At 71.7% G+C, this 24761-nt stretch carries 21 protein-coding genes; 9 read left to right on the forward strand and 12 right to left on the reverse strand.

The window, feature by feature from the left end; genetic code table 11:
• Window positions 1-14 precede the first annotated feature (14 nt).
• From Dvina_RS48575 to Dvina_RS48595, 5 genes are read left to right on the forward strand one after another with little or no spacing between them, the layout of a single operon-like run.
• On the forward strand, window positions 15-872 hold the full coding sequence (locus Dvina_RS48575; protein WP_223098680.1) for a hypothetical protein: 858 nt from the start codon (window positions 15-17) through the stop codon (window positions 870-872).
• Window positions 869-1432 (forward strand): DUF4129 domain-containing protein, encoded by a 564-nt coding sequence (locus Dvina_RS48580; RefSeq protein ID WP_223098683.1) that lies wholly within the window; start codon window positions 869-871, stop codon window positions 1430-1432. Before Dvina_RS48575 ends, Dvina_RS48580 begins: the two co-directional genes overlap by 4 nt.
• Complete coding sequence (locus Dvina_RS48585) at window positions 1429-2865, forward strand: DUF4350 domain-containing protein (protein ID WP_223098685.1); 1437 nt, start codon at window positions 1429-1431, stop codon at window positions 2863-2865. Before Dvina_RS48580 ends, Dvina_RS48585 begins: the two co-directional genes overlap by 4 nt.
• Complete coding sequence (locus tag Dvina_RS48590; RefSeq protein ID WP_246655805.1) at window positions 2862-3860, forward strand: AAA family ATPase; 999 nt, start codon at window positions 2862-2864, stop codon at window positions 3858-3860. The genes Dvina_RS48585 and Dvina_RS48590 overlap by 4 nt, the downstream gene beginning before the upstream one ends.
• Before the next feature lie 9 nt (window positions 3861-3869).
• A complete protein-coding gene (locus Dvina_RS48595) occupies window positions 3870-5216 on the forward strand; it encodes a DUF58 domain-containing protein (RefSeq protein WP_223098687.1) in 1347 nt (448 codons plus the stop codon).
• Window positions 5217-5250: 34 nt separating this feature from the next.
• On the opposite strand, the gene Dvina_RS48600 is transcribed toward Dvina_RS48595, so the two are convergent.
• Entirely contained in the window at window positions 5251-6246 is a 996-nt protein-coding gene (locus Dvina_RS48600; protein WP_223098689.1) for a stage II sporulation protein M, read from the reverse strand.
• A gap of 73 nt (window positions 6247-6319) precedes the next feature.
• Between Dvina_RS48600 and Dvina_RS48605 the strand changes: the two genes are divergently transcribed.
• Window positions 6320-7276 carry an RDD family protein gene (locus tag Dvina_RS48605; RefSeq protein ID WP_246655806.1) on the forward strand — a complete coding sequence of 319 codons (957 nt, stop codon included), beginning with the start codon at window positions 6320-6322 and terminating at the stop codon, window positions 7274-7276.
• Here Dvina_RS48605 and Dvina_RS48610 read toward each other — a convergent pair.
• From Dvina_RS48610 to Dvina_RS48655, 10 genes are all read right to left on the reverse strand, one after another.
• A complete protein-coding gene (locus tag Dvina_RS48610) occupies window positions 7240-8973 on the reverse strand; it encodes an ABC transporter family substrate-binding protein (RefSeq protein ID WP_223098690.1) in 1734 nt (577 codons plus the stop codon). The two genes, Dvina_RS48605 and Dvina_RS48610, sit on opposite strands and share 37 nt — an antisense overlap.
• Before the next feature lie 46 nt (window positions 8974-9019).
• A complete protein-coding gene (gene efeB / locus Dvina_RS48615; RefSeq protein WP_223106141.1) occupies window positions 9020-10276 on the reverse strand; it encodes an iron uptake transporter deferrochelatase/peroxidase subunit in 1257 nt (418 codons plus the stop codon).
• Between the two features lie 62 nt (window positions 10277-10338).
• Window positions 10339-11478, reverse strand: a complete 1140-nt coding sequence (gene efeO, locus Dvina_RS48620; RefSeq protein WP_223098691.1) for an iron uptake system protein EfeO — start codon at window positions 11476-11478, stop codon at window positions 10339-10341.
• 34 nt (window positions 11479-11512) lie between these two features.
• Entirely contained in the window at window positions 11513-12343 is an 831-nt protein-coding gene (efeU, locus tag Dvina_RS48625) for an iron uptake transporter permease EfeU (RefSeq protein WP_223098692.1), read from the reverse strand.
• A 154-nt stretch (window positions 12344-12497) separates the two neighbouring features.
• Window positions 12498-13964 carry an adenosylhomocysteinase gene (gene ahcY, locus Dvina_RS48630; protein ID WP_246655808.1) on the reverse strand — a complete coding sequence of 489 codons (1467 nt, stop codon included), beginning with the start codon at window positions 13962-13964 and terminating at the stop codon, window positions 12498-12500.
• A 330-nt stretch (window positions 13965-14294) separates the two neighbouring features.
• Window positions 14295-15443: a mannose-6-phosphate isomerase, class I gene (gene manA, locus Dvina_RS48635; RefSeq protein WP_223098693.1), complete on the reverse strand. Its 1149-nt coding sequence runs from the start codon at window positions 15441-15443 to the stop codon at window positions 14295-14297.
• 2 nt (window positions 15444-15445) lie between these two features.
• Complete coding sequence (locus Dvina_RS48640; protein WP_223098694.1) at window positions 15446-16411, reverse strand: cation diffusion facilitator family transporter; 966 nt, start codon at window positions 16409-16411, stop codon at window positions 15446-15448.
• 79 nt (window positions 16412-16490) lie between these two features.
• A complete protein-coding gene (locus Dvina_RS48645; RefSeq protein ID WP_223098695.1) occupies window positions 16491-17702 on the reverse strand; it encodes an SIS domain-containing protein in 1212 nt (403 codons plus the stop codon).
• 85 nt (window positions 17703-17787) lie between these two features.
• Entirely contained in the window at window positions 17788-17982 is a 195-nt protein-coding gene (locus tag Dvina_RS48650) for a Trm112 family protein (RefSeq protein WP_223098696.1), read from the reverse strand.
• A gap of 16 nt (window positions 17983-17998) precedes the next feature.
• Window positions 17999-19372: a phosphomannomutase/phosphoglucomutase gene (locus Dvina_RS48655; RefSeq protein WP_223098697.1), complete on the reverse strand. Its 1374-nt coding sequence runs from the start codon at window positions 19370-19372 to the stop codon at window positions 17999-18001.
• Window positions 19373-19509: 137 nt separating this feature from the next.
• On the opposite strand from Dvina_RS48655, the gene Dvina_RS48660 reads away from it, so the two are divergent.
• On the forward strand, window positions 19510-20493 hold the full coding sequence (locus Dvina_RS48660; protein WP_223098699.1) for a cation diffusion facilitator family transporter: 984 nt from the start codon (window positions 19510-19512) through the stop codon (window positions 20491-20493).
• 7 nt (window positions 20494-20500) lie between these two features.
• Here Dvina_RS48660 and Dvina_RS48665 read toward each other — a convergent pair whose 3' ends face one another.
• Complete coding sequence (locus Dvina_RS48665; RefSeq protein ID WP_223098702.1) at window positions 20501-21925, reverse strand: aldehyde dehydrogenase family protein; 1425 nt, start codon at window positions 21923-21925, stop codon at window positions 20501-20503.
• Window positions 21926-22021: 96 nt separating this feature from the next.
• Between Dvina_RS48665 and Dvina_RS48670 the strand changes: the two genes are divergently transcribed.
• Together Dvina_RS48670 and gabT are read left to right on the forward strand one after the other, a co-directional pair.
• Window positions 22022-23452: a gamma-aminobutyraldehyde dehydrogenase gene (locus tag Dvina_RS48670; protein WP_380026747.1), complete on the forward strand. Its 1431-nt coding sequence runs from the start codon at window positions 22022-22024 to the stop codon at window positions 23450-23452.
• A 5-nt stretch (window positions 23453-23457) separates the two neighbouring features.
• Window positions 23458-24750, forward strand: a complete 1293-nt coding sequence (gene gabT / locus Dvina_RS48675) for a 4-aminobutyrate--2-oxoglutarate transaminase (RefSeq protein WP_223098705.1) — start codon at window positions 23458-23460, stop codon at window positions 24748-24750.
• Window positions 24751-24761: the final 11 nt, after the last annotated feature.

Raw genomic sequence — 24761 nt, forward strand, 5'->3', positions numbered from 1 at the left:
ACTACGGTGTCCGCGTGGAGGAGACCCGGGCCGTGATACCGCTGCGCCCGCTCACCTTTGGTGAGCTGCTCGACGGTGCCGTGTCGCTCCTGCGCGCCCAGGCCCCGCTGCTGCTCCTGGCCGCGCTCGGGCTGGCCGCGATCGAGCAGGCGCTGCTCTACCCGCTGCGGCAGTGGGCCAACCTGCACCCGCCCGCGTACACGTTCGACTGGAGCCGCCACCTCGGCGCCGGCTGGCTGGTCTTCTGCGCCGGCATGAGCACCGAGGCGGCGATCCTGGCCCTGCTGGGCGGGTTCGCCGGGGCCGCGGCCGGGCCGGGGCTGCTCGGGCAGCGGGCCCGCCCCCGTGACCTGCTGCGCCAGGTGGGCCGCCGGGCCCTGCCGCTGCTGGTGATCGCGCTCGCCGCCGCCCCGCTGGTCTTCGTCACCTCGCTGGTGCTGATGCTGCCCTGGCCGTGGGTCTACGGGCTCTTCGGGCTGGCCGCGCCCGCGCTCATGGTCGACCGGGTCGGGCCGTTCCGGGCGATCGGGCGCTCGTTCAAGCTCGCCGGGCGGGGGCTGCGTGGCGTGTTCATCCGGGTGGGGGCCTACGTCAGCTGGGCCGCGATCCGCCTGGCCCTCGGCGTCGGCGGCTCGGCCGTGCTGGGGATCTGGTGGAACAGGCGCGAGACCGGCTACGCGCTCGCGATGATCGCGGTCTGGGCGGTCGTGGACGCCGTGGCCTACGCCACGCTCGCCTGCATCGACGCGGTGCTCTACCTCGAGGTCCGGATGCGGGTCGAGGGGCTCGACGTGGCCATCGGCCGGCTGCGCCGCCTCGACCGCCCGATCGACCTGGCCGGCTCGGTCATCCTCGGGGCGGCGGTGCGATGACCCGCGCCTGGGCCGAGCTCCTCCAGCTCGTCGACGACCTGCTCGGAGTACCACTGGCGGCGGTTCTGCTGCTGTTGGCGGCCATCCTGTTCGGCGTTCTGTACTACTTCTATCCGCGGTGGGTCCCGAAACGGTTCCCGCGGCTGCGCTTCCGGCGCCAGGGCAAGGGCGAGCAGGACCAGATCGACGTCGATCCCGACGAGGACGAGGAGCCGGAGCCGGACGCCGAGCCGTCCGCCGACGAGGAGGTGCCGGAGCTGCCGGCGCACGTGTTCGCCTCGCTGGCCGACCGGCTCGCCGCCGAGGGCCGCTACGCCGAGGCCGTCCGCGAGCGGCTCCGGTCGATGGTGCGCGGCCTCGTCGAGCGGGAGATCCTCGAGCACCGGCCCGGCATGACCGTCACCGAGCTCGCCCGGGCGGCGGGCGCGGCCCGGCCCGCGGTGGAGGCCCCGATGCGCAACGCGTCGGGCATCTTCTCCGACATCTGGTACGGCGAGCGCCCGGCCACCGCCGAGCACGACAGCCGCATGCGCGAGTTCGCCGCGGAGGTGAACCGATGACCGCCACCGCACCGGTGCGGTCCGCGCAGCGGAGCACGACCGCGAAAAAGCGTTCGAAGCGCTGGCTGCGGCTGGTGATCCCCCCGGTGGCCCTGCTGGTGCTGATGCTGCTGGGGACGGTGGTGTACCAGTGGGAGCAGCCGGACCTCGATGACGCCGACTATCTCGGGCCGACGAGCCACGCCGGGATCGGTGCGGCCGACCTGGCCGACCGGGTCCGGGCCGCAGGCGTGCAGATCATCCCCGAGCGCAAGAGCGCCGACGCGCTCGTCGCGGCCTCCAGCGGCAACGCCACCCTGCTGATCACCACGCCGCAGCTCGTGCACAGGTTCTACCTGCGCATGCTCAAGCTGCTGCCGCCGTCGACCCGGGTCGTGATCATCGAGCCGGACGCGGCGGTCATCACCGACGGCCTGCTGCCGATGGTCGGCACCGCCCGCAGCTATGTGGCCCGGACCACGGCGCCCGGCTGCGACTACGCGCCGGCCGTCCGGGCGGGGGCGGCCGAGGTGGTGCGCACCCGTTACGGCCCGCTCGACGAGTCGCTGGGCCGCGAGGTCGCCCGCTGCTACGCCGACTCGCTCATCGTCTACCAGCGGCCGGGCTCCGCGCCCGTCACCGTCGTTGGCTCGGCCGACCCGTTCCGCAACGACCGGGGCGACGAGCGCGGCAACGCCGAGCTGACCACCGCGCTGCTCACCGGCGCGCCCCGGCTCGTCTGGCTCGACCTGCACCGGCGCGAGCCGCCGCCGGGCGTCACCAACGACCCCGGTCTGGCCGGTGCCCCGGAAGCCCCGGCCTCGCTGCGCCCGGTCGACCCGGAGAACCCGGGCGAGACCGACTTCCCGATCCCCGGCCCGGGCTCCACCGCCCGGCCGCCGGCCCGGGGCGACGTCAACAGCGACGACGGCGACCAGGAGCAGGAGCAGCCGCCGCAGCCGCCCAACCCGCTGTGGAGCGCGTTCCCGCCGTGGACGTACGTGGTGACCGCCATGCTGGCGCTCGGTGTGATCATGCTGGCCGTGGCGATGGCCCGGCGGCTCGGCGCGCCGGTGGTCGAGCCGCTGCCGGTCGTCGTGCGCTCCAGCGAGACCGCGCTCGGCCGGGGCCGGCTGTATCAGCGCGCCAGGGCCCGCGCGGAGTCGCTGCAGGTCCTGCGGCACTCCGCGATCGTCCGGCTGACCCGCCTGCTGCGCCTCGACGCCGACGTCACCCGCGGCGTCCTGATCGAGGCGGTCACCGCGAGCAGCGGCTGGCCGCCGCCGGTCGTCGACCAGACGCTGTTCGGGCCGCCGCCCGCGACCGACGCCGACCTCGTGGCCGCCGCCGTGCGCCTCGAGCAGCTCGTCAACGCCGTCACCACCGAACAACCAGGCACAACGCCGGCGACCCAGCCGAACACAGCCGCGCCCGTCGAAGGAGATCCCCGGTGACCGATATCGTCACGCCGCTGATCGAAGGCTCGCCGGAGGCCGGCGCCCAGCAGGCCCGGGCCGCGCTCAGCCGCCTGCGCGCCGAGGTGGCCAAGGTCGTCGTCGGCCAGGACGCGGTGGTGACCGGCATGGTCATCGCGCTGCTCGCCCGCGGCCACGTGCTGCTGGAGGGCGTGCCCGGCGTCGCCAAGACACTGCTCATCCGCACCCTGTCGGCCGCGCTCGACCTGGACTTCAAGCGGGTGCAGTTCACCCCCGACCTGATGCCCGGCGACGTCACCGGCTCGCTGATCTTTGACGCCCGCAGCGCCGAGTTCCAGTTCCGCGAAGGGCCGGTCTTCACCAACCTGCTGCTGGCTGACGAGATCAACCGGACGCCGCCCAAGACCCAGGCGTCACTGCTGGAGGTCATGGAGGAGCGGCAGGTGTCGGTGGAGGGCTCGTCGCGGCCGCTGCCCGACCCGTTCCTGGTCGCCGCGACGCAGAACCCGATCGAATACGAGGGCACCTATCCGCTGCCCGAGGCCCAGCTCGACCGGTTCCTGCTCAAGCTCACGGTGCCGCTGCCGACCCGCGACGAGGAGCTCGGCGTGCTGCGCGCGCACCACAACGGCTTCGACCCGCGCAAGCTGCGCGAGGCCGGCGTGCAGCCGGTCGCCACCGCGGCCGACCTGGCCCTCGGGCGGGCGGCGGTGCAGCGGGTGGCGGTCGCCGACGGCGTGCTCGCGTACATCGTCGACCTCTGCCGGGCGACCCGCGTCTCGCCGTCGCTGGAGCTCGGCGCCTCTCCGCGCGGGGCCACCGCCCTGCTCGCCGCGGCCAAGGCGTGGGCCTGGCTCACCGGGCGCGACTACGTGACCCCGGACGACGTGAAGGCCCTGGCCCGCCCGACGCTGCGGCACCGGGTGCGGCTGCGGTCGGAGGCCGAGCTGGAGGGCGTGACCACCGACAACGTGCTCGAGTCGGTGCTGGCCACCGTCCCGACCCCGCGATAGGGCCGCTGCATGATCACGTGGCGGGCGGCGGCGCTGCTCGGGGGCGGGGCCGTGCTGCTGGCGCTGGTCGGGCTCATCGGCGGCGCCGCGATCCCGCCCGCCGGGCTGTGGATCGGGGCCGGGGTGTTCGTCCTCCTCGTCGCCGCGGCCTGCGTCGTCGACTGGATCAACGCGGCGTCGCCGCGGCTGCTGAAGCTGAGCCGCACCGGTGACCAGTCGCTGTGGCTGGGCGAGAGCGGGGAGGTGACCCTGCTGGTGCACAACCGCTCCGACCGGGTGCTCACCGGGCGGGTGCGCGATGCGTGGGTGCCGTCGGCGGGCGCGACCCCCACGATGCACGACGTGCGCATCGAGCCGGGCCGCGCGGTCGCCCTGGTCACCCGGCTCACCCCGACCCGGCGCGGCGACCGGGCGGCGGTGCGGGTGCTCGTGCGCTCGGTCGGGCCGTTCGGGCTGGCGTACCGCCAGACGAGCCGGGCGAGCGCCGACCGGCTCACGCCGAAGTGGCGCATGCGGGTGTACCCCCGGTTCCACAGCCGTCGCCTGCTGCCGGAGAAGCTGTCACGCCTGCGCGTGCTCGACGGCTCCGTGGTGACCCGCGGCCGCGGCCAGGGCACCGAGTTCGACACCCTCCGCGAGTACGTCGTCGGCGACGACGTCCGCTCGATCGACTGGCGCGGCAGCGCCCGCCGCTCCGACATCGTGGTGCGCACCTGGCGCCCCGAGCGCGACAGGCGCCTGGTCTGCGTGCTCGACACCGGCCGGACCTCGGCCGCCCGCATCGGCGACGAGCCGCGCCTGGACGCGGCCATGGACGCCGCCCTGCTGCTCGCCTCCGTGGCCGCCCGCGCCGACGACCGGGTGGACCTGCTCGCCGTGGACACCGCGGTGCGCGCCTCGCTCACCAACGTCGACAAGCGCACGCTGCTGTTCCGCCTGGTCACCGCTATGGCTCCGCTGGAGCCGGCGCTCGTCGAGACCGACTTCGGCCTGGTCGCCGGCGAGGTCCTGCGCCGCGAGCGCAAGCGGGCCCTGGTCGTGCTGTTCACGGCGCTGGAGCCGGGCGCGCTCGGCGAGGGCCTGCTGCCGGTGCTGCCCCAGCTGGCGGCCAAGCACAAGGTGATCGTGGCGGCCGTGCACGACCCCGAGCTGACCCGCATGAGCCGGGTGCCCGACGACGCGAACCCGGCCGCCGTCTACACCGCGGCCGCCGCCCAGCGGGCCCTGGCCGAGCGGGACCGGGTGGCCGCCGCCCTGCGCCGCCACGGCGTGGAGGTCGTCGACGCTCCGGCCGACGAGTTCGCCTCCCGCCTGACCGACCGCTACCTCGCGCTCAAGCACACGGGACGGCTGTAAGTAGCGCCGCCGCCTCCGCTTCGCTCCGTACCGCTCACGCGGCCGGCAGTGACTCCTGGGCGATCTCACCCTCGATCGCCGCGCTGGCTCCCTCTGCCTCCGCGTTGCGGCCGAGGATGAAGACGTACAAGAGAAATGCTCCCCAGACGATGAAGCCGATGAAGTCCTTGAGGATGTTGGGCACCGGGCTCGGCGTCACGAACGCCTCCAGCAGGCCGCTCACCAGCAGGACCCCGACCAGGCCGAGGGCGACGAGCATCCCCTCCGAGGCGGTCTCGGCCAGCGCCCGGCCGCGCGTGCGCAGGGGGCCCGGGGCGACCCAGGACCAGCCGATGCGCAGGCCGACGCCGGCCCCGATGAACACGGCCGTCAGCTCCAGCAGCCCGTGCGGCACGATCAGGCCGAAGAACAGGTCGCCGCGGCCGTAGGCGATCATCACGCCGCCGATCAGGCCCATGTTCAGCGCGTTGTTGAACAGCAGGTACACGACCGGGAAGAAAATCACACCGGAGGCCAGGACCTCGCCGGTGAGCAGGGCGTTGTTGGTCCAGACGCGCAGGAGCTGGTTCTGCGGGAGGAACTGGCTGTAGTACCCCTCGAACTCATTGTTGACCAGGGCGCTTATCGCCCCGTCCGACATGAAGTAGCCGGCCACCTCGGGATTCGCCGCGACGTACCCGATAAGCGTGAATGTGAACAGCGAGAACGCGGTCGCCACGCCGCACCACCAGGGCCAGGCCCGGTAGACGGTGAGCGGGAAGGTGTGCGTGAAGAACCGGCCCACCGTGGCCATCGAGAACGACGGGGTGCCGGTCATCGCGTTGCGCCCGGCCAGCACCAGCCGGGACAGGCGCGCGACGAGGATCGGGTCGGGCGAGCGGCTGCGGATCAGCGACAGGTGGGTGGCCGCGCGCTGGTACAGCGCCACGAGCTCGTCCGCTTCGCCCGCGTTGAGCCGCCGCCTGCGTGACAGCTCGTCGAGCCGCCGCCACTCGGCGTTGTGCTCGTTGACGTAGGCGTCGAGGTCCACGCTGGCAGCGTAGACGGCCGGGGCATCCCCACGCGGCCCCCATGACGTGCGCGGCTATAGCAGACTGTCAGCCATGACCGACACCGCGGCGCCCGGCGAGCGGCTCGTCAGCGGCGAGGCCGTCGAGCTCGAGGTGCGCCTGGCCCGGGCCGGCTCGCGGGTGCTCGCGCTGATGCTCGACATCGTGCTGCAGTGCCTGCTGCTCCAGGCGCTGGTGATGGTCACGGCGATCGTGGTGTACCTGACGCTCGAGGCGAACATCTTCGACGGCGGTCTCCTCCAGGCGATCGTGGTCATCCTGATGGTCGTCACGCTCATCGGATACCCGGTGTTCTGGGAGACGATCCTGCACGGCCGCACGCCCGGCAAGGCGGCGATGGGCCTGCGGGTGGTCCGCGACGACGGCGGCCCGGTCCGCTTCCGCCACGCGCTGACGCGGGCGCTCGTCGGCTTCGCGATCGAGTGGCCGGGCCTGCTCTTCCCGGTCGTGTCCTGGCTGGGCAGCCTGGGCGTGCTCATGCTCAACCCGAGCGGCAAGCGGATCGGTGACCTGGTGGCCGGCACTATCGTGATCCACGAGCGGACCCCGGCCGGCTGGGGCTGGGTCCCGGCGATGCCGCCGCCGTTGACGCAGTGGGCCCGCAACCTGGACCTGACCGGCCTGGACGACAGCCTCGCCCTGGCGGTGCGGCACTTCCTGGCCCGCAACCGCGAGATCGGCGAGCCGGCCCGCACCGCACTCGGCCAGGCGCTGGCCCGCGAGGTGGCCGCCTGCACCACGCCGCCGCCCCCGCCGAACGTGCCGGGCTGGGCGTACCTGGCCGCGGTCCTGGCCGAGCGCCACCGCCGGGCGAGCCGCCGGCTGGCCCGGGCCCGCGCCGCCTCGGCGGCCGTGTGGCCGGGGCTGTACACCGCGATCACGCCCCGCATCCTGCCGCCGAGCCGGCCGCAGCAGTTGGGCGGCCAGTGGGCTCCGCTGCAGCCGCCGCAGGATCAGGTCGAGCGCAGGCCCCACTCGCCGATGTTGTAGGTCGGGCCCCAGACCGACGGGTTGTCGCGAATGTTCGCGTACTCCGAGTACGTGAACGTCAGCGTCGGGCGCTGCATGAGCGGCAGGACGTACGCGTCCTTCGTCAGCAGGTCGTCGGCCTGGTTCAGGGTGTCGGCGGCATGCCTCGGGTCGACGTCGATGGCCGCCGCGTGCACCAGCCGGTCCAGCTCGGCGTTGGAGTAGCCACCGTAGTTGCCGGCCGCCCCCGTGGCCCACCGCCGCTCGGCCGCGCCCTGGTACAGCGGGCCGTTGACGAAGTCGGACAGCACCAGGTCGAAGTCGCCCGCGGTGAGGGCCTGCTGGAGGTTGTCGGCCGGCTCCGGGCGGGCGTCGATGCCGATGTTCTTCAGGGCGGCCGAGATCAGCTCGGCGGCCGCGGAGCGGATGGCGTTGTCCTTGTCGTAGCGCAGCCGCAGCGTCGGCACCGCCTCGCCGGCCTTCGTGGACAGCCGGCCGTTGTCGAGCTTGTAGCCGGCGGCGGTGAGCAGCTTCTTGGCCTTCTCGCTGTCGCCGGTGCCCTGGCCGGTGCCGGAGATGACGTCCTTGTAGCCGGTGTCCCCGGGCACGAAGTTGTGGCTGCCCAGCGGCTTGAGGTCCTTGTCGAAGGCACCGTACGTCTTCTCGACGACGGTCTTGACGCTGACCTCGGTGAACAGGGCCCGGCGCAGGACGGGGTCGGCCAGATACTTGTTGCGCACGTTGAGCATCAGGTGCTCCCACGCGTAGCTCTCGCCCACCTCGTAGATCACTCCGGGCGTGCCGGAGACGCCCGCGACAAGGGTCTGCGAGGGCGTCGGCGACATGCCGGTGATCTCCTTGGCCTTGAGGGCGGGGAGGATCGCGGCCGGGTCGGTGATGAACCTGAACGTGATGGTGTCCAACGACGGCTTGGTCTTGCCGTACCACTTGTCGTTCTTCTTCAGCACCAGGCTCTTGTCGCGGTCGTACGAGTCGATCTGGTACGGGCCTCCCGACCAGGTCGGGACGGTGCGGGCGAACCAGTCGGAGGCCGCGTAGACGCCGTCGGGCTTGGCGAGGTCGTAGCCCTGCTTGGTGGCCAGGTGCGAGGGGTAGAGCCCGTCGTTGGAGAAGTTGCCCTTCCAGTCGCCGAAGGTCTTGCCATCGGTGAACGTCATGGTGACGGTCTTGCCACTGTCCGAACCGACAATGCTTTTGATGACGTCGTACCCCGCCGTGGCGGCCGGTGTGCAGCCGTTGCAGTGCAGCGGGTTACCGGAGTTCTGCTTCCACGAGAAGATGAAGTCGTCGGCGGTGATGGGAATGCCGTCGCTCCAGACCGCGTCGGGACGGATCTTGTAGACGATCGTCTCGGGGTTCTGGTTGGTGATGTCGGCGCTGATCATCAGGTCGGCGTTGAGCTGGAGGCGGCCCTGCGGGTCGACCTCGAACACCTGCGGGAGCAGGCCGGACAGGGCCTGCTTGGTGCTCGGTGAGGCGCCGTCCTTCGTGTTGACGTTCCAGTTGGCGATGGTGCGCTCGAGGCCGTAGGTGTATGACCCGCCGAGCTTCAGCTCGCCACCGTTGCAGGTGGTCGGATTCTTCTCGCAGTCCGCGAACCCGATGGTGGCCGTCGGGGACGGTTTGCCGGAGCCGCCGCCGGTGCACGCGCCGAGCAGCAGCGCGACCGCCGTCAGCGCCACGGCCACGCCTCGCATTTGCCTTCCAGTAACAAACGCCACCCGGCCACCATAGGGGGCGGGCTCAGACGAAGAGGGCACGACCCCAGTAGTCGTCCGCGCCGGAGACCCCCGGCGGGCAGGCGAACAGCCCACTGGAGACGTGCCGGATGTACTCGTTGAGCGCATCCTGCCGCGAAAGCCGGGTCTGGATCGCCACGAACTGCTTGCGCGGGTCGCGCTGATAGGCGATGAAGAACAGCCCGGCGTTGAGCCGGCCGAGCCCGTCGGAGCCGTCGACGAAGTTGTACCCCCGCCGCAGCAGCCGCGCACCGTTGTTGAACTGCTGGTGGGCGAGCCGCACGTGGGCGTCCCGGGCGATGGCGGGGGCGCCGTCGGAGCCCGTCGCGTCGAAGTTCGGCTCGTCGAACTCCTTGGCCGAGCCCAGCGCGGCGCCCTCGCCCTTGTTGCGGCCGATGATCGCCTCCTGCTCGGCGAGCGAGGTGCGGTCCCAGGTCTCGATGAGCATCCGGATCTTGCGGGTGACCATGTAAGAACCGCCGGTCATCCAGTCCGGGCCGTCGCCGCCGGCCACCCAGAGCTGCTCGTCGAGGAGCTTGGGCTCCTCGGCCTTGAGGTTGGCCGTGCCGTCCTTGAAGCCGAACAGGTTGCGCGCGGTCTGCTGGGTCACCGATGTCGAGGAGGTGCGCCCGAAGCCCAGCTGGGACCAGCGGACGCTCACCACCCCGAAGCCGATGCGGGCCAGGTTGCGCACCGCGTGCACGGCGATCTGCGGGTCGTGGGCGCACGCCTGCACGCAGATGTCGCCGCCGGAGATCTCCGGCTGGAGGGCGTCCTTGGCGAACTTCGGCAGGTCGGCCAGGGCGGCCGGGCGCTTGTCGGCGATGCCGAACCGATCCTTGCCCTCCGCGGTGCGAAACAGCGTCGGGCCGAAGCCGATCGTCAGCGTGAGCCCGGAGGGTGGCAGGCCCAGGGCCTCGCCGGTGTCGTCGGGCGCCGCCTCCGGCACCCCGTTGACGGCACCGATGACACCCGCGTCCCGGCCCTGCGTCATCCGGGCGGCCGCCGCGGTCCACTTCTGCAGCAGCTCGACGAGCTCGGCCTTCTTGTCGGTGATGACGTCGAAGGCGACGAAGTGCAGCCGGTCCTGGGCGGGCGTGATGATCCCGGCCTGGTGGCCGCCGTAGAAGGGCACCGCCGCGCCCGCGTCGTTGGCCTGGGCGGGCAGTGCCCCGTCGAAGACCTCCATGGCGACGGCCCCGCCGGCCGCGGCCCCGAGGGCCCCGGCTCCGGCGAGTCCGAGCATCTTGCGACGATCCATACCGAGCCCTTCTTCCAGCGTCACTCGCGACTTCAGCGTCACTCGCTACTTCGAGCCGGCCGCTACTTGGAGGCGACCAGCGGGGCCACCTTGCTGATCGGCTCAGCCAGGGCGTTGATGGCGTCGCCGAGGGACTTCAGCTGGGCCTCGGACAGCTCGTTGTGCAGCTTCCATCCGTCGCCGCTGCGGTGCTTGTCCAGCTCCGCCTGCGCCGCCGCGAACTTGTCGTCCAGGCTCTTGGCCAGGGCGGCGTCCTTCTCCTCGATCACCGGCCGCAGCGCGGCGATCGCCGCCTTCGAGCCTTCGAGGTTGGCCTGGAAGTCCCACAGGTCGGTGTGCGAGAAGGTGTCCTCCTCGCCCGTGATCTTGCCCGTGGCGACCTCGTCGAGCAGCTCCTTGGCGCCGTTGGCGAGCTCGATCGGGGAGAGCTGGACGGTCTCGGCCTTGGCCACGATCGTCTTGACGTCCTCGAGCAGCTTGTCGGCGGTCGGGCCGGACTTGCTGATGTCCTTGGTGACCCAGAGGTCCTTCTCGATCTTGTGGAAGCCGGTCCACTCCTGGCCCGCCTCCAGGTCGGCCTCGCGGGCGTCGATCGCCGGGTCGAGGTCGCCGAAGCTCTCGGCCACCGGCTCGATCCGCTCCCAGTAGGTGCGGGCGACCGGGAAGAGCGCCTTGGCCTTCTCGGCGTCGCCGGCCTTGACCGCGTTGACGAACTCCGTCGTCTTGGCGATGAGCGCGCCGGTGTTGTTCTTCACGTACTGCTGGTAGTCCTTCGTCGCCTGCGAGAGCTTGGCGTCGTCGGTCAGCGGCTTGCTCTCACCGGTGGCCTTGAACGCGCCCCGGATGCCGTTGCCGACCATGCCGGGCTTGCAGGCGGTCTCGTAGGTGCCGGCGGCCAGCTCCACGATCAGCTCGCGGGTGAGGCCGGGCGCGACGTTCTCCACCTCGCCGATGATCCGATCGCCGGTCGCGTACACGTAGAACTCGGTGACCTTCCCGCCCTTGTTGCTGACGGTGAAGGTGACCGGGCCGGAGGCCGCCTCGGTCTTCTCGACCTTGCACTCGGTGTCGGTAGCGGTCACGGCGATCTTGCCGTTCGAGCTGCTCTGCGCGGCCGGAGGCTTGTCGTCACCGCAGGCGGTGAGGCCGGCCAGGGCCAGCGCCGGTACGGCACCGAGCGCGAACAGGCGTGCAGTACGCATGGTTCTCCTACAAAAGGAAGGGTGGAGTGAGCAATCAGGCGTTCGACGGCGCCGGCTCCGGCGCCGGCTTGCGCAGCATCGGCAGCAGGAAGAGCACGAGCACCGGCACTCCGTAAGCGATCCAGGCGATCGTCTCGAGCACTGACGGCTGGGGCGTGAAGTTGAACATGCCGCGCAGCAGCTCCGCGTACCAGGCGGTCGGCGGCAGCGCGCCGGTGAGGTCGAACGCATGGTTGTTCAGGCCCGGCAGGACGTTGGCCTCCTGCAGGTCGTGGACCCCGTACTTGAGGATGCCGGCGGCCACGAGCACGAGCAGGGCCCCGGTCCAGGTGAAGAACTTGGTCAGGTTGATCCGCACGGCGCTGGCGTAGAGCAGGAAGCCGAGCACGACCGCGGTGGCCAGGCCGAGCGTGATGCCCACGAAGGGCTGCCAGTCGTCGGCGCCCTGGGCCGCGGCGAAGAACAGGATCGACGTCTCCAGGCCCTCGCGGGCGACGGCGAGGAAGGCCATGCCGGCCACCGCGAACGGGCCGACCTGGATCGCGTCCTCGAGCCGGCCGCGCAGCTCCTTGCTCATCTGGCGGGCCATCCGGCGCATCCAGAAGATCATGAACGTCACGAAGACGACGGCGATGAGCGAGGCGATCGCGTCGACGAGCTCCTGATGGGGGCCGGAGAGGTATGCGGTGCCGGCCTGCAGCAGCGCGGCCACCCCGATGGAGAGCAGTGCCGCGACCGCGACGCCCGACCACACCCACTTCAGCAGGTGCTTGCGGTCGGACTTGACCAGGAAGGCGACGAGGATCGAAACCACCAGGGTGATCTCGAGGCCCTCGCGCAGGCCGATCAGGTAGATGGCGGTCACGCAGACTCCGCAGGTAAGGCTTTGCTAACTTAGGTCAGCTTTACCTTAGGCCACACCGCCATCGACTACAAGCTCGTGGAACTTGAGTGAAAAAGGCCCCACCGGAGCGATCCGGCGGGGCCCTTCGTCGAGCGCAGTGCAGTGCAGGCGGATGTCAGTACCGGTAGTGGTCGGCCTTGTAGGGGCCTTCGACGGGGATGCCGAGGTATTCGGCCTGCTTTTTGGTGAGTTCGGTGAGGCGGACGCCGAGGGCGTCGAGGTGGAGGCGGGCGACTTTTTCGTCGAGGTGCTTGGCCAGGGTGTAGACGCCGATCGGGTATTCGTCGGTCTTGGTGAACAGCTCGATCTGGGCGATGGTCTGGTTGGCGAAGCTGTTGGACATGACGAAGGAGGGGTGTCCGGTGGCGTTGCCGAGGTTGAGCAGGCGGCCTTCGGACAGCACGATGATGGAGTGGCCGTCGTCGAACTTCCACTCGTCGACCTGGGGCTTGATGGTGATGCGGGTCACGTCGGAGCGGTTGGCGAGGCCGGCCATGTCGATCTCGTTGTCGAAGTGGCCGATGTTGCCCACGATGGCCTGGTGCTTCATGCGGGCCATGTGCTCGGCGGTGATGACGTCGAGGCAGCCGGTCGCGGTGATGAAGATGTCGGCGCTCTCCACGACGTCGTCGATGGTGGCGACCTGGTAGCCGTCCATCGCGGCCTGCAGCGCGCAGATCGGGTCGACCTCGGTGACGATGACCCGCGCGCCCTGCCCGCGCAGCGACTCCGCGCAGCCCTTGCCCACGTCGCCGTAGCCGAACACGACCGCGACCTTGCCGCCGATGAGCACGTCGGTGGCGCGGTTGATGCCGTCGATGAGGGAGTGCCGGCAGCCGTACTTGTTGTCGAACTTCGACTTGGTGACGGAGTCGTTGACGTTGATCGCCGGGAACAGCAGCGTGCCGGCCTGCTGCATCTCGTACAGGCGGTGCACGCCGGTGGTGGTCTCCTCGGTGACGCCCTTGATCCCGGCCGCGATCCGGGTCCAGCGGCGGTTGTCCTCACCGATGGAACGCTGCAGCAGCCCCAGGATGACCGCGTACTCCTCGGAGTCGGCGGTGTCCGGTGACGGCACCGCACCGGCCCCCTCGAACTCGGCACCCTTGTGGACCAGCAGCGTGGCGTCGCCGCCGTCGTCGAGGATCATGTTCGGGCCCTGCCCATCGGGCCACAGCAGCACCTGCTCGGTGCACCACCAGTACTCCTCGAGGGTCTCACCCTTCCACGCGAAGACCGGCACCCCGGCCGGCTTCTCCGGGGTGCCCTCCGGACCCACCGCGATCGCCGCCGCGGCGTGGTCCTGGGTCGAGAAGATGTTGCAGCTGGCCCAGCGCACCTGCGCACCGAGCGCCACGAGCGTCTCGATCAGCACCGCGGTCTGGATCGTCATGTGCAGCGAGCCGGTCACCCGCGCGCCCTTGAGCGGCTGCGCCGCCGCGAACTCACGCCGGATGGCCATCAGGCCCGGCATCTCGTGCTCAGCGAGCTGGATCTCCTTACGCCCGAACGCGGCGAGGGACAGATCAGCCACCTTGAAGTCCCCGTCGGCGACGGTGCTCGGCGGCAGCGTGCTGGTCAATTCGATCTCCTGGTCTGCAGAGGCTGGACGGCGACCCTTCACGGTACGCGGCAAGGCTGGAGCCCCGGTAAAGCACCCCTATACCCGCACCTGAAACGGCCGGTAGACAGCGAGCAGGGCGGCGAGATCGCTCTCACCGCCCTGCTCTTCCCCCCGGTTTGGTTCCCCCGCATGTTGCTTGGACCATGTCTCAAGCTCTGCGTAACTATGAGACTACCCTGCGCAACCGAATTGTCAAGCAATTGCTCCTAAATCGGACGCTTTGGATGCCTAACGAGACCGGGCGCGCTGCGAGAGTCGCAGCGCGCCCGGTTCAGCAGCCCGTGTGGGTTACGGCAGCGGCGTGGCCGCCTGGAAAGCCTCGCCGGCGCCGCTCAATGAGAGCTCGGGCCGGCTGGCCGGGGCGAAGGCGGCCTGGCCGGCGCTCAGCGTCACCGGCACCGCCCCGTCGTCGACCCGGAGCGAGCCCCGCGTGCACAGCACGATCCGGGGTCCGCCGCCGGGCAGCCGGACCGCGGGCCGGTCGGCGTCGAGCACCGCCCGGTGCAGCGCGAAGTCGGGCAGCGGAACGGGGTAGGCCGAGAGCCCGCCGCCCAGGTCCGCCGCGTGGGTCACCGGCTCGTCGAGCACCTCGAAGCGCAGCACCCGCAGCAGCTCCTCGACGTCGACGTGCTTCGGGGTCAGGCCGCCGCGCAGCACGTTGTCGGAGGCGGCCATGATCTCCACCCCGACGCCGCGCAGGTAGGCGTGCAGGTTGCCGGCCGGCATCCAGACCGCCTCGGAGGGGCGCAGCCGGATGCGGTTGAGCAGCGTGGCGACGATCACGCCGGCGTCGCCCGGATACTGCTCGGCCAGCCCCGCCACTAGGTCGTACGCCGGCTTCTCGGCCACCCGCGGCGCGCACGCGGCCACCACCTCGCCGACCAGCTCGGCGTCCGGGGCACCCAGCAGGCCGCGGACCGCGTCGTGCAGGGCCGCCGCCGGGTCCTCCTGGCGCAGCGCGTCGACCGTCGGCTTGAGCCGCTCCACGCCGAGCGCGGCCAGGTCGGCCGCGGCCGCCGCCGGGTCGCGGAAGCCGCACAGCGCGTCGAAGTCGGTGAGCGCGACGAGCATCTCCGGCTTGTGCCAGGCGTCGACGTAGGAGCCGTGCCCGGCCGCGTGGGCCTCCCGGGCCCGGTCGAGCGTCGGGTGGGCCTGCAGCGAGAGCGGCTGGGCGGCCGCCAGCACCTTGAGCAGGAACGGCAGCCGGGTGCCGAAGCGCTCGACGTTTGCCGCGCCCAGCAGGGTCACCGGGTCGGCCGCGATCGCGTCGACGAGCGAGGCGCCGCTCACGGCCAGCCGGGACGGGCTCGCCGGGTGGGCGCCCATCCACAGCTCGGCCTCGGGGTCGGCCGTGGGCGCCGGCCGGCCCTGGAGGTTGGCGATCGCGGTGTGCGACCCCCATGCGTACTTGCGGATGGGACTGTCGAGCAGCTCCATGGTCAGTGCGCCTCCGCCGGAGCCGTCGTCTTGTCCGCCGCCTCGCCGGCCTTGCTCGCCCGGTAGATGTCGGGCTCCAGGTAGATCACCCGGGCGATCGGGACCGCGGCCCGGATGCGCTCCTCGGCCGCGTCGATCCCGCGGGCGATCTCGTCGGCCGTCTCGTTGTGCCGCACCGCGATCTTGGCCGCCACCAGCAGCTCGTCCGGGCCGAGGTGCACGGTGCGCATGTGGATCACGCGCTCCACCTCGGGACCGTCGGTGATCGCCGCCTCGATGGCGTCGACCTGCTCCGGCGTGGCCGCCTCGCCGACCAGCAGGCTCTTCATCTCGACCGCGAGCACGGCGGCGACCAGGAGCAGCAGCACACCGATGGCCGCGGTGCCGATGCCGTCCCAGATCCCGTTGCCGGTGATCAGGGTGAGCCCGACGCCGAACAGCGCGAGCACCAGGCCCACCAGCGCGGCGAAGTCCTCCAGCAGGATGACCGGCAGCTCCGGCTCCTTGGCCCGGCGGATGAACTGGACCCAGGTCGCCTTGCCCTTGATCTTGCGGGTCTCGGCGATCGCGGTGCGGAAGGAGAAGCCCTCCATGGCGATCGCGGCGACCAGCACCGCCACCGGCACCCACTGCCAGGACTCGATCGGCTCCGGGTGGGAGATCTTGTGCCACGCCTCGTAGATGGCGAAGACGCCGCCGACGAAGAACAGCACGACGGCGACGATGAAGGCGTAGATGTAGCGCTCCCGGCCGTATCCGAACGGGTGGCGGGCGGTCGCCTGCTTCGACGCCTGCTTGCCGCCGAGCAGCAGCAGGCCCTGGTTGCCGGAGTCGGCGACCGAGTGGATGGCCTCGGCCAGCATCGACGAGGAGCCGGTCAGGAAGAACGCGATGAACTTGGTGACGGCGATGCCGAGGTTGGCGGCGAGGGCCGCCAAGATCGCCTTCGTCCCGCCCTCAGTACTCACATCGCCTCCGCTTCGCTGCGGCGAGCGTCGCCATGGCGGTGTCCATGGCTCGGGCCTCTTCCGCTTCGCTCCAGCACGCTCATGGAGAAACCAGATCCTTCATCTCGGACACAGCAGGGACGGCCATCGGGTCGAAGCCGTGGGCAAGACCAAGGTAGATCGAGGTGAAGTCGGGCACCGCGACGAGCGAGGCCAGGCGCTCCAGCGCGGAGCCGCCCTCGGCGGTGATCAGGCTGACCCGCACGCCGCGCCGCTCGGCCAGCTCCTGCACGGCCTCGGCCCGGCGCTCCTCGACGGCGACCGGCTCGCCGTCGGCCTCCTCATCGTCGGCGGTCAGCCCGCCGTCGCGGAGCAGGACCAGGCGCAGCCGGGTGGCCGGGTTGTCGTCCTCGTCGCCGGGGTCGGCGAAGATGTCGCGCGAGTCCTCGGCCAGGCCGCCGTAGACGCCGTCGAGCAGCCCGACCCGGCCGCGGCCGGCCTCGCCGAGCGCGCCGACGACTGCGGGGTAGCGGGCGTTGGCCGCCAGCGTGTCACCGAACCGGCGGGCGGCCACGGTGGCCAGCGGCGAGGAGCCCCAGACGATCGGCACGGAGTGGGCCAGGTCCAGGGCCAGGCTCTTGCCCGGGTTGACGAACGACTCCAGCTGGGTCCGGCACCGCTCGGCGTCGGCGTCCAGCCGCGAGGCGGTCTCGGCGAAGTCGGCCTCGGTGACCTTGACCAGGCCGAGCTGCCGGGCGGCCAGCAGCACCGGGACGGTGAGGCCCCAGAGGCTGGCCCGGGCCGGGGCCCGCCGCGGGACCGGGATGAACGGCGCCCGGAAGCGGTCGGCCAGCGCGTGCAGCTGGGTGTCGGGCGCGCCGATGGCGACCAGCCGGGCCCCGCGGCGCCCGGCGGCCTCGGCGGCCGCGAGGGCCTCCGGGGACCGGCCCGACGCGGAGACGGCGATGACCACGTCGGCCGCACCGACCCAGCCGGGGATGCCCGCGCTGCGATGGGCCAGGACCGGCACCGGGCAGCGCGGCCCGGCGACGGTCTCCAGGATGTCACCGGTGCGCGCGGCCGTGCCGACGCCCGCGACGACGACGGCCCGCGGGCGGCCCTCGTCGGCCAGCGCGCTCAGGTCGGTCTCGGCGGCCAGGGTGGCCGCCTCCCGCACCTGGGCGCCGGCCGACGCGGTCGCCCGCAGCATGCCGCCCGGGTCGTTCTTCGCCAGCGCCTCGGCGTTGTCCAGCAGCGCCAGGTCGATCTCGCGGTGTCCACGGACCCCAGCGGTCCCCTCAAGCGGGTTCATGCCGCCTCCTCGCTTCGCTCGTCAGCAGCCTGAACCAAGCCCTGTGCCAGCCGATGAACGGCCCCTCCGCTGCGCTCCGGACCGTTCATGCGATGCCTCCCTCGTCGCCGGCCGGCTGGCGGGCCTCGTCGAGCAGCAGCACGGGGATCCCGTCGCGGATCTCGAAGATCCGGCCGCACTCCGTACAGGTCAGCGTCTGTTCCTCGGCGTCATGGCGCAACTCGGCGTGGTGCTCGTCGGGGCAGCGCAGTATCGCAAGCAGGGCGGGGTCCACGGACACGCGTTCCAACTCCTTCTCAGCGGCGGATCACGGCCAGCATCTCATCGCGCAGCGCGGCCATCCGCTCCGCGGTCGGAGCCTCAACGTTAAGCCGCAGGAGCGGCTCGGTGTTGGACGGGCGCACGTTGGCCCAGCTTCCGTCCGGGAACGACAGGGTGATCCCGTCGAGCCTGTCGATCTCCACCGGGAACGCCTGCTCGACCTCGGCCATCTTCGCCGCGGTGTCGGCGACCGTGGAGTTGATCTCCCCCGAGGCCGCGTAGCGCTCGTAGTCCTTGGCCAGCGTCGACAGCGGCGCGGCCTGACCGCCGAGCAGGGCCAGGGTGTGCAGCGCGGCCAGCATGCCGGTGTCGGCACCCCAGAAGTCGCGGAAGTAGTAGTGCGCCGAGTGCTCGCCGCCGAAGATCGCGCCGGTGCGGGCCATCTCGGCCTTGATGAACGAGTGCCCGACCCGGGTCCGGACCGGCTCGCCGCCGTGCTCGCGGACGATCTCCGGGACGACCTTCGAGGTGATCAGGTTGTGGATGACCGTGGCGCCCGGCTCCTTGGCCAGCTCGCGGACGGCCACCATCGCCGTGATCACCGACGGGGAGACGGCCTCGCCGCGCTCGTCGACGACGAAGCAGCGGTCGGCGTCACCGTCGAAGGCCAGGCCGATGTCGGCCCCGGTCTCGCGGACCTTGGCCTGCAGGTCGACCAGGTTGGCCGGCTCCAGCGGGTTGGCCTCGTGGTTGGGGAAGGTGCCGTCGAGCTCGAAGTACAGCGGAATGATCGTCAGCGGCAGGCCCGAGCCCAGCACCGCCGGCACGGTGTAGCCGCCCATGCCGTTGCCGGCGTCGACGACGACCGTCAGCGGCCGGATGGCGGAGAGATCGACGAGCCCGAGCAGGTGCGTGGCGTAGCGCTCCAGGAGGCTGTACTGCTCGATGCCACCCTTGAGATCACCGTCAGTGACCCGGGGCGCCCCGCTGTCGAGGATCTGCTGCGCCCGCTCGCGGATCTCGGTCAGGCCGCTGTCCTGCCCGACCGGCTTGGCGCCCTGCTTGCAGAGCTTGATCCCGTTGTACTGGGCGGGGTTGTGGCTCGCGGTGAACATGGCCCCGGGCAGGTCGAGCACGCCGGAGGCGTAGTACAGCAGGTCGGTCGAGCCCAGCCCGGCCTCCAGCACGTCGGCGCCCTCGGCCCGGGCCCCGTTGGCGAAGGCGGTCGCCAGGGCCGGCCCGGAGGCGCGCATGTCATGCGCCGTCACGATCTTCTCGGCGAACTCGCCGCGGGCCCGCAGCGTCTGCACGAACGCGCGGCCCAGCGCTTCCGCCACCGGCTCGTTGAGCTGGTCGGGCACCGTCCCCCGCACGTCGTAGGCCTTGACGATCCGGCTCAGGTCGATCACAGTCTCGCACCCCTAGTCGTGGTCGCTCTTCCTACCGCTGTTCCTACGAGGGAGCCTAGTGCCGTTGCGTTCCGTACACGTCTCAGTCCCGAGTTGCGCATGTGAGATCGGGTAAACGTTGTGGTACAGGATGAGGCATGGCGGAGGAAGGCAATTCCCTGCGGGCGATCGTCGCGGCTCTGGCCGCGAACCTCGGCATCGCGGTCTCGAAGTTCGTCGCGTTTCTGTTCACCGGCTCATCGTCCCTGCTCGCGGAGGCTGTGCACTCCGTTGCCGACACCGCCAACCAGGTGCTGCTGCTTGTCGGCGGGCGGCGCGCCCAGCGCCGGGCGAGCCAGCTGCACCCGTTCGGTTACGCACGGTTCCGATACTTCTACGGTTTCCTCGTCACCCTGGTGATCTTCCTGGTCGGCGGGGTGTTCGCGCTCTTCGAGGGGTACGAGAAGCTGCACAGCCCGGAGCCGGTCGAGGACCCGATCTGGGCCTTCGCGGTGCTCGGCGTCTCGGTGGTGCTGGAGTCGTTCTCGCTGCGCACGGCCGTCCACGAGGCCCAGCCGTCCCGCCGCGGCGCACCCTGGCTGCGGTTCATCCGCACCACCCGCTCCCCCGAGCTGCCGGTCGTGCTGGCCGAGGACTTCGGCGCGCTGACCGGCCTGACCTTCGCCTTCGTCGGCGTCACACTCGCCGTCATCACCGGCGACGGGCGCTGGGACGCGGTCGGCACCCTCGCGATCGGTGCGCTGCTCGTCGTTATCTCGATCACCCTGTCGCAGCGGATGCGCAGCCTGCTCATCGGCGAGTCGGCCGACAACGGCACCCTGCTGGCGATCGAGGCGGCGATCGAGCGCGAGCCGCTGATCGAGCGCATGATCCACCTGCGCACCATGCACCTCGGCCCCGACGAACTGCTGATCGCGGCCAAGGTGGCGGTGCGGGCGAACGAGACGATGGCCCACGTCGCCCAGGCCATCAACCGGGCCGAGAAGGCCGTCCGCGACGAGCTGAGCTACGAGTGCTTCATCTTCCTGGAGCCCGACGTGTTCGACGCCAAGCTCTTCGAGACCGCCGAACGCCCGCCCGGCTCGTCGTCCTCCAGTGAACATCGAGAGGCGTGGGAGTGAACTCCTTCTACAGCTGCAGGCCGGTGAGGACCATCACCCGCTCCTCGGTGTAGTCGGCCATGGCGCTGGCCAGGCCCTCGCGGCCGATGCCGCTGCCCTTGACCCCGCCGTAGGGCATCTGGTCGGCCCGGTAGCTGGGGACGTCCCCGACGATGACGCCGCCGACCTCGAGCACCCGCTGGGCCTCGAAGGCGCGGTCCAGGCGCCGGGTGAAGACCCCGGCCTGCAGCCCGTACTGCGAGGCGTTGACCGCGGCGAACCCGTCGGCGTCGGAGGCGACCCGCTCCAGCACCAGCACCGGCCCGAAGACCTCCTCGGCGGTGACCTTGGCGTCGGCCGGCGCCGCGGCCAGGACCGTCGGGGCGTAGGAGGCGCCGTCGCGGGCCCCGCCGGTGAGCAGCTTCGCGCCCGCGGCGACCGCCTCGCTCACCCAGGCCTCGACCCGCTTGGCCGCGTCCTCGCTGATCAGCGGGCCGACGTCGGTCTGCTCGTCGTTCGGGTCGCCGGTGCGCTGGGCCTCCACCGCCGCCACGACCCGTTCGGCCAGCGCGTCGTAGTGGCGCTGGTGGACGTACACCCGCTGCACGGCAATGCAGCTCTGTCCAGCCTGGTAATTGGAGAACGTGGCGATCCGGGTCGCCGCCCAGTCGAGGTCGTCGTAGTCCTCGCAGACCACGACGGCCGCGTTGCCGCCCAGTTCGAGCGTGACGTGCTTGCGCGGCACGGCGTCACGGATCTGCCAGCCGACCGGGCCGGACCCGGTGAACGACACGACCGGCAGCCGGGGGTCGGCGACCAGGGCGGCGGCGCGGTCGTTCGGGATCGGCACGATCGACCACACCCCGGCGGGCAGGTCGGTCTCGGCGAGGATCTCGCCGAGCAGCAGCGCGCTGAGCGGGGTGGCCGGGGCCGGCTTGAGCACGATCGGCGCGCCGGCGGCGAGGGCCGGAGCAACCTTGTGCGCGACCAGGTTGAGCGGGAAGTTGAACGGGGAGATCCCGAGCACCGGGCCCCGCGGCACCCGCCGGACCACGGCGAGGCGGCCGGTCGCGGCGGCGTCGGTGTCCAGCCGCTGGAGGGTGCCCGAGAAGCGGCGGGCCTCCTCGGCGGCCCAGCGGAACGTCGAGACGGCCCGGGCGACCTCGCCCCGCGACCACTTCAGCGGCTTGCCGTTCTCGGCGGTGATGAGCCGGGCGACCTCGTCGGCGCGCTCCTTGAGCCGGGCGCTGACGTGGTCGAGCGCGGCGGCCCGGGCGTGCGCGGGCAGGGCGGCGGCCTCGGGGGCGACGGCAGCCGCCGCGGCGACCGCCGCCTCGACCTGCTCCGGGGTGGCGTTGGAGGTGGTGCCGACCGGACGCCCGTCGTAGGGGTGGCGGATCTCGACGGCGTCGTCGCTGGCTGCCGGGCGTCCGGCAATGAAGAACGGGGTCACCGCTCCACCCTAACTCCGACGGAAACAGTTGCCCGAGGGCTTGTGTGCTGCGGATTCGATGGAAAGATGTCCCTGCCGGCACTCAAGGGAGTGGACATGACCAAGCAGCTGCAGAACTTTGTCGACGGTGCCTACACCAGCCCGGTCGACGGCCGTTACTCCGACCTCATCGACCCCTCCACCGGCGAGGTGTTTGCCTCCGCCCCGATCTCCGGCGCCGAGGACGTCGACCGCGCCATGCGGGCCGCGGCCAAGGCGTTCGAGACCTGGCGCGACGCGACCCCGTCCGAGCGGCAGCGGGCCCTGCTGAAGCTGGCCGACGCGCTCGAGGACCGGGCGGCCGAGGTCGTCGACGCCGAGGTGCGCAACACCGGCAAGCCGCGGGCGCTGACCGCCAGCGAGGAGCTGCCGCCATCGGTCGACCAGATCCGGTTCTTCGCGGGCGCGGCCCGGGTGCTGGAGGGCAAGTCGGCCGGCGAGTACATGCGGGGCCACACCAGCTACGTGCGGCGCGAGCCGATCGGCGTCTGCGCCCAGGTCACGCCGTGGAACTACCCGCTGATGATGGCCGTGTGGAAGATCGCCCCGGCGCTGGCCGCGGGCAACACCGTCGTGCTGAAGCCGTCCGACACCACCCCCGTCTCGTCGCTGCTGCTGGCTGAGCTGGCCGCCGAGTTCCTGCCGCCGGGCGTGCTCAACGTGGTCACCGGCGACCGGGACACCGGCCGGGCCCTTGTCGCCCACCCGACCCCGGCGTTCGTCTCGATCACCGGCTCGGTCCGGGCCGGGCGCGAGGTCGCCTCCGCGGCCGCCCCTTCGCTCAAGCGCACGCACCTGGAGCTGGGCGGCAAGGCGCCGGTGGTGATCTTCGACGACGCCGACCTGGCCGCCGCGGCCGAGGCGATCGCGGTCGCCGGCTACTTCAACGCGGGCCAGGACTGCACAGCCGCCACCCGGGTGCTGGCCGGGCCGGGCATCTACGAGGACTTCGTGGCCGCGCTCGCCGAGCAGGCCGCGGCCACCCGGACCGGCGCCCCGGACGACGAGGACATCCTCTACGGCCCGCTGAACAACGCCAACCAGCTGGCCCGCGTCGGCGGCTTCATCGACCGGCTGCCCGACCACGCGAAGCTCGACACGGGCGGTGCCCGGGTGGGCGACAAGGGCTACTTCTACTCCCCCACCGTGGTCTCGGGCCTGCGCCAGGAGGACGAAATCATTCAGGACGAGGTCTTCGGGCCGGTCATCACCGTGCAGCGCTTCTCCGACGAGGACGAGGCCGTGCGCTGGGCCAACGGCGTGGAGTACGGCCTGTCGTCCTCCGTCTGGACCCGCGACCACGGCCGGGCGATGCGGATGAGCCGGCGGCTGGACTTCGGCTGCGTCTGGGTCAACGCGCACATCCCGATCGTGGCCGAGATGCCGCACGGCGGGTTCAAGCAGTCCGGCTACGGGAAGGACCTCTCCATGTACGGCCTGGAGGACTACACCCGGATCAAGCACGTCATGCACAACATCGAGCTGTAGCCGCCATGTCCAACTCGTCCGAGCTGCACAAGCGCCGCTCCGTCGCCGTCGCCCGCGGGGTCAGCAGCATGCTGGCGTCCTACGTCGACCACGCGGCGGACGGCACGCTCACCGACGTCGACGGCCGCGAGTGGATCGACCTCGCGGCCGGCATCGCTGTCACCAACGTGGGCAGCTCCAGCCCCCGGGTGGTGGCCGCGGTCCAGCGCCAGGCCGAGCGGTTCACCCACACCTGCTTCATGATCGCACCGTACGAGAGCTACGTCGCCGTCTGCGAGCAGCTCAACGCGCTCACCCCGGGCGCGTTCGAGAAGCGCTCGGCCCTGTTCAACTCCGGGGCCGAGGCGGTCGAGAACGCGGTGAAGATCGCCCGGCACGCGACCGGGCGCCGGGCGGTCGTCGTGTTCGACCACGCGTACCACGGCCGGACCAACCTGACGATGGCGCTCACCGCGAAGGACATGCCGTACAAGCACGGCTTCGGCCCGTTCGCCGGCGAGGTCTACCGCGTGCCGATGTCGTATCCGTTCCGCGACGGCCGGTCCGGGCCGGACGCCGCCGCCCTGGCGATCAGCACCATCGAGAAGCAGGTCGGGGCCGATCAGGTCGCAGCGGTCCTCGTGGAGCCGATTCAGGGCGAAGGCGGCTTCGTGGTACCGGCCGAGGGCTTTCTGCCGTCGCTCGCCGACTGGTCCCGGGCCAACGGCGCGCTCTACGTCGCCGACGAGATCCAGACCGGCTTCTGCCGCACCGGCGACTGGTTCGCCAGCACCCACGAGCACGTGGAGCCCGATCTGGTCACGACGGCCAAGGGCATCGCCGGCGGCCTGCCCCTGGCCGCCGTCACCGGCCGGGCCGACCTGATGGACGCCGTCCACCCGGGCGGCCTCGGCGGCACCTACGGCGGCAACCCGATCGCCTGTGCGGCCGCGCTCGCCGCGATCGAGACCATGCACGAGCTCGACCTGCCCGCGGCCGCCCGCCGGATCGAGTCGGTGATGCTCCCGCGGCTGCGCGAACTGCAGCGCCGGCACCCGTTCATCGGCGACGTCCGCGGCCGCGGCGCGATGCTGGCCCTGGAGATCGTGGTCCCGGACTCGTCCGAGCCGTGGGGCCCGGCCCCGGACCCGGCCCGAACCGCCCGGATCCAGCGCCGGGCCCACGAGGCCGGGCTCCTGCTGCTCACCTGCGGCACGTACGGCAACGTGATCCGCTTCCTGCCCCCGCTTGTCATTGACGACGCCACGTTGCACACCGCCCTCGAGCGCCTGGCCTCGGCCCTCGACGACCAGGACTGACGCGGATCACC

This window comes from Dactylosporangium vinaceum (assembly GCF_019904175.1).
GTDB lineage: Bacteria > Actinomycetota > Actinomycetes > Mycobacteriales > Micromonosporaceae > Dactylosporangium > Dactylosporangium vinaceum.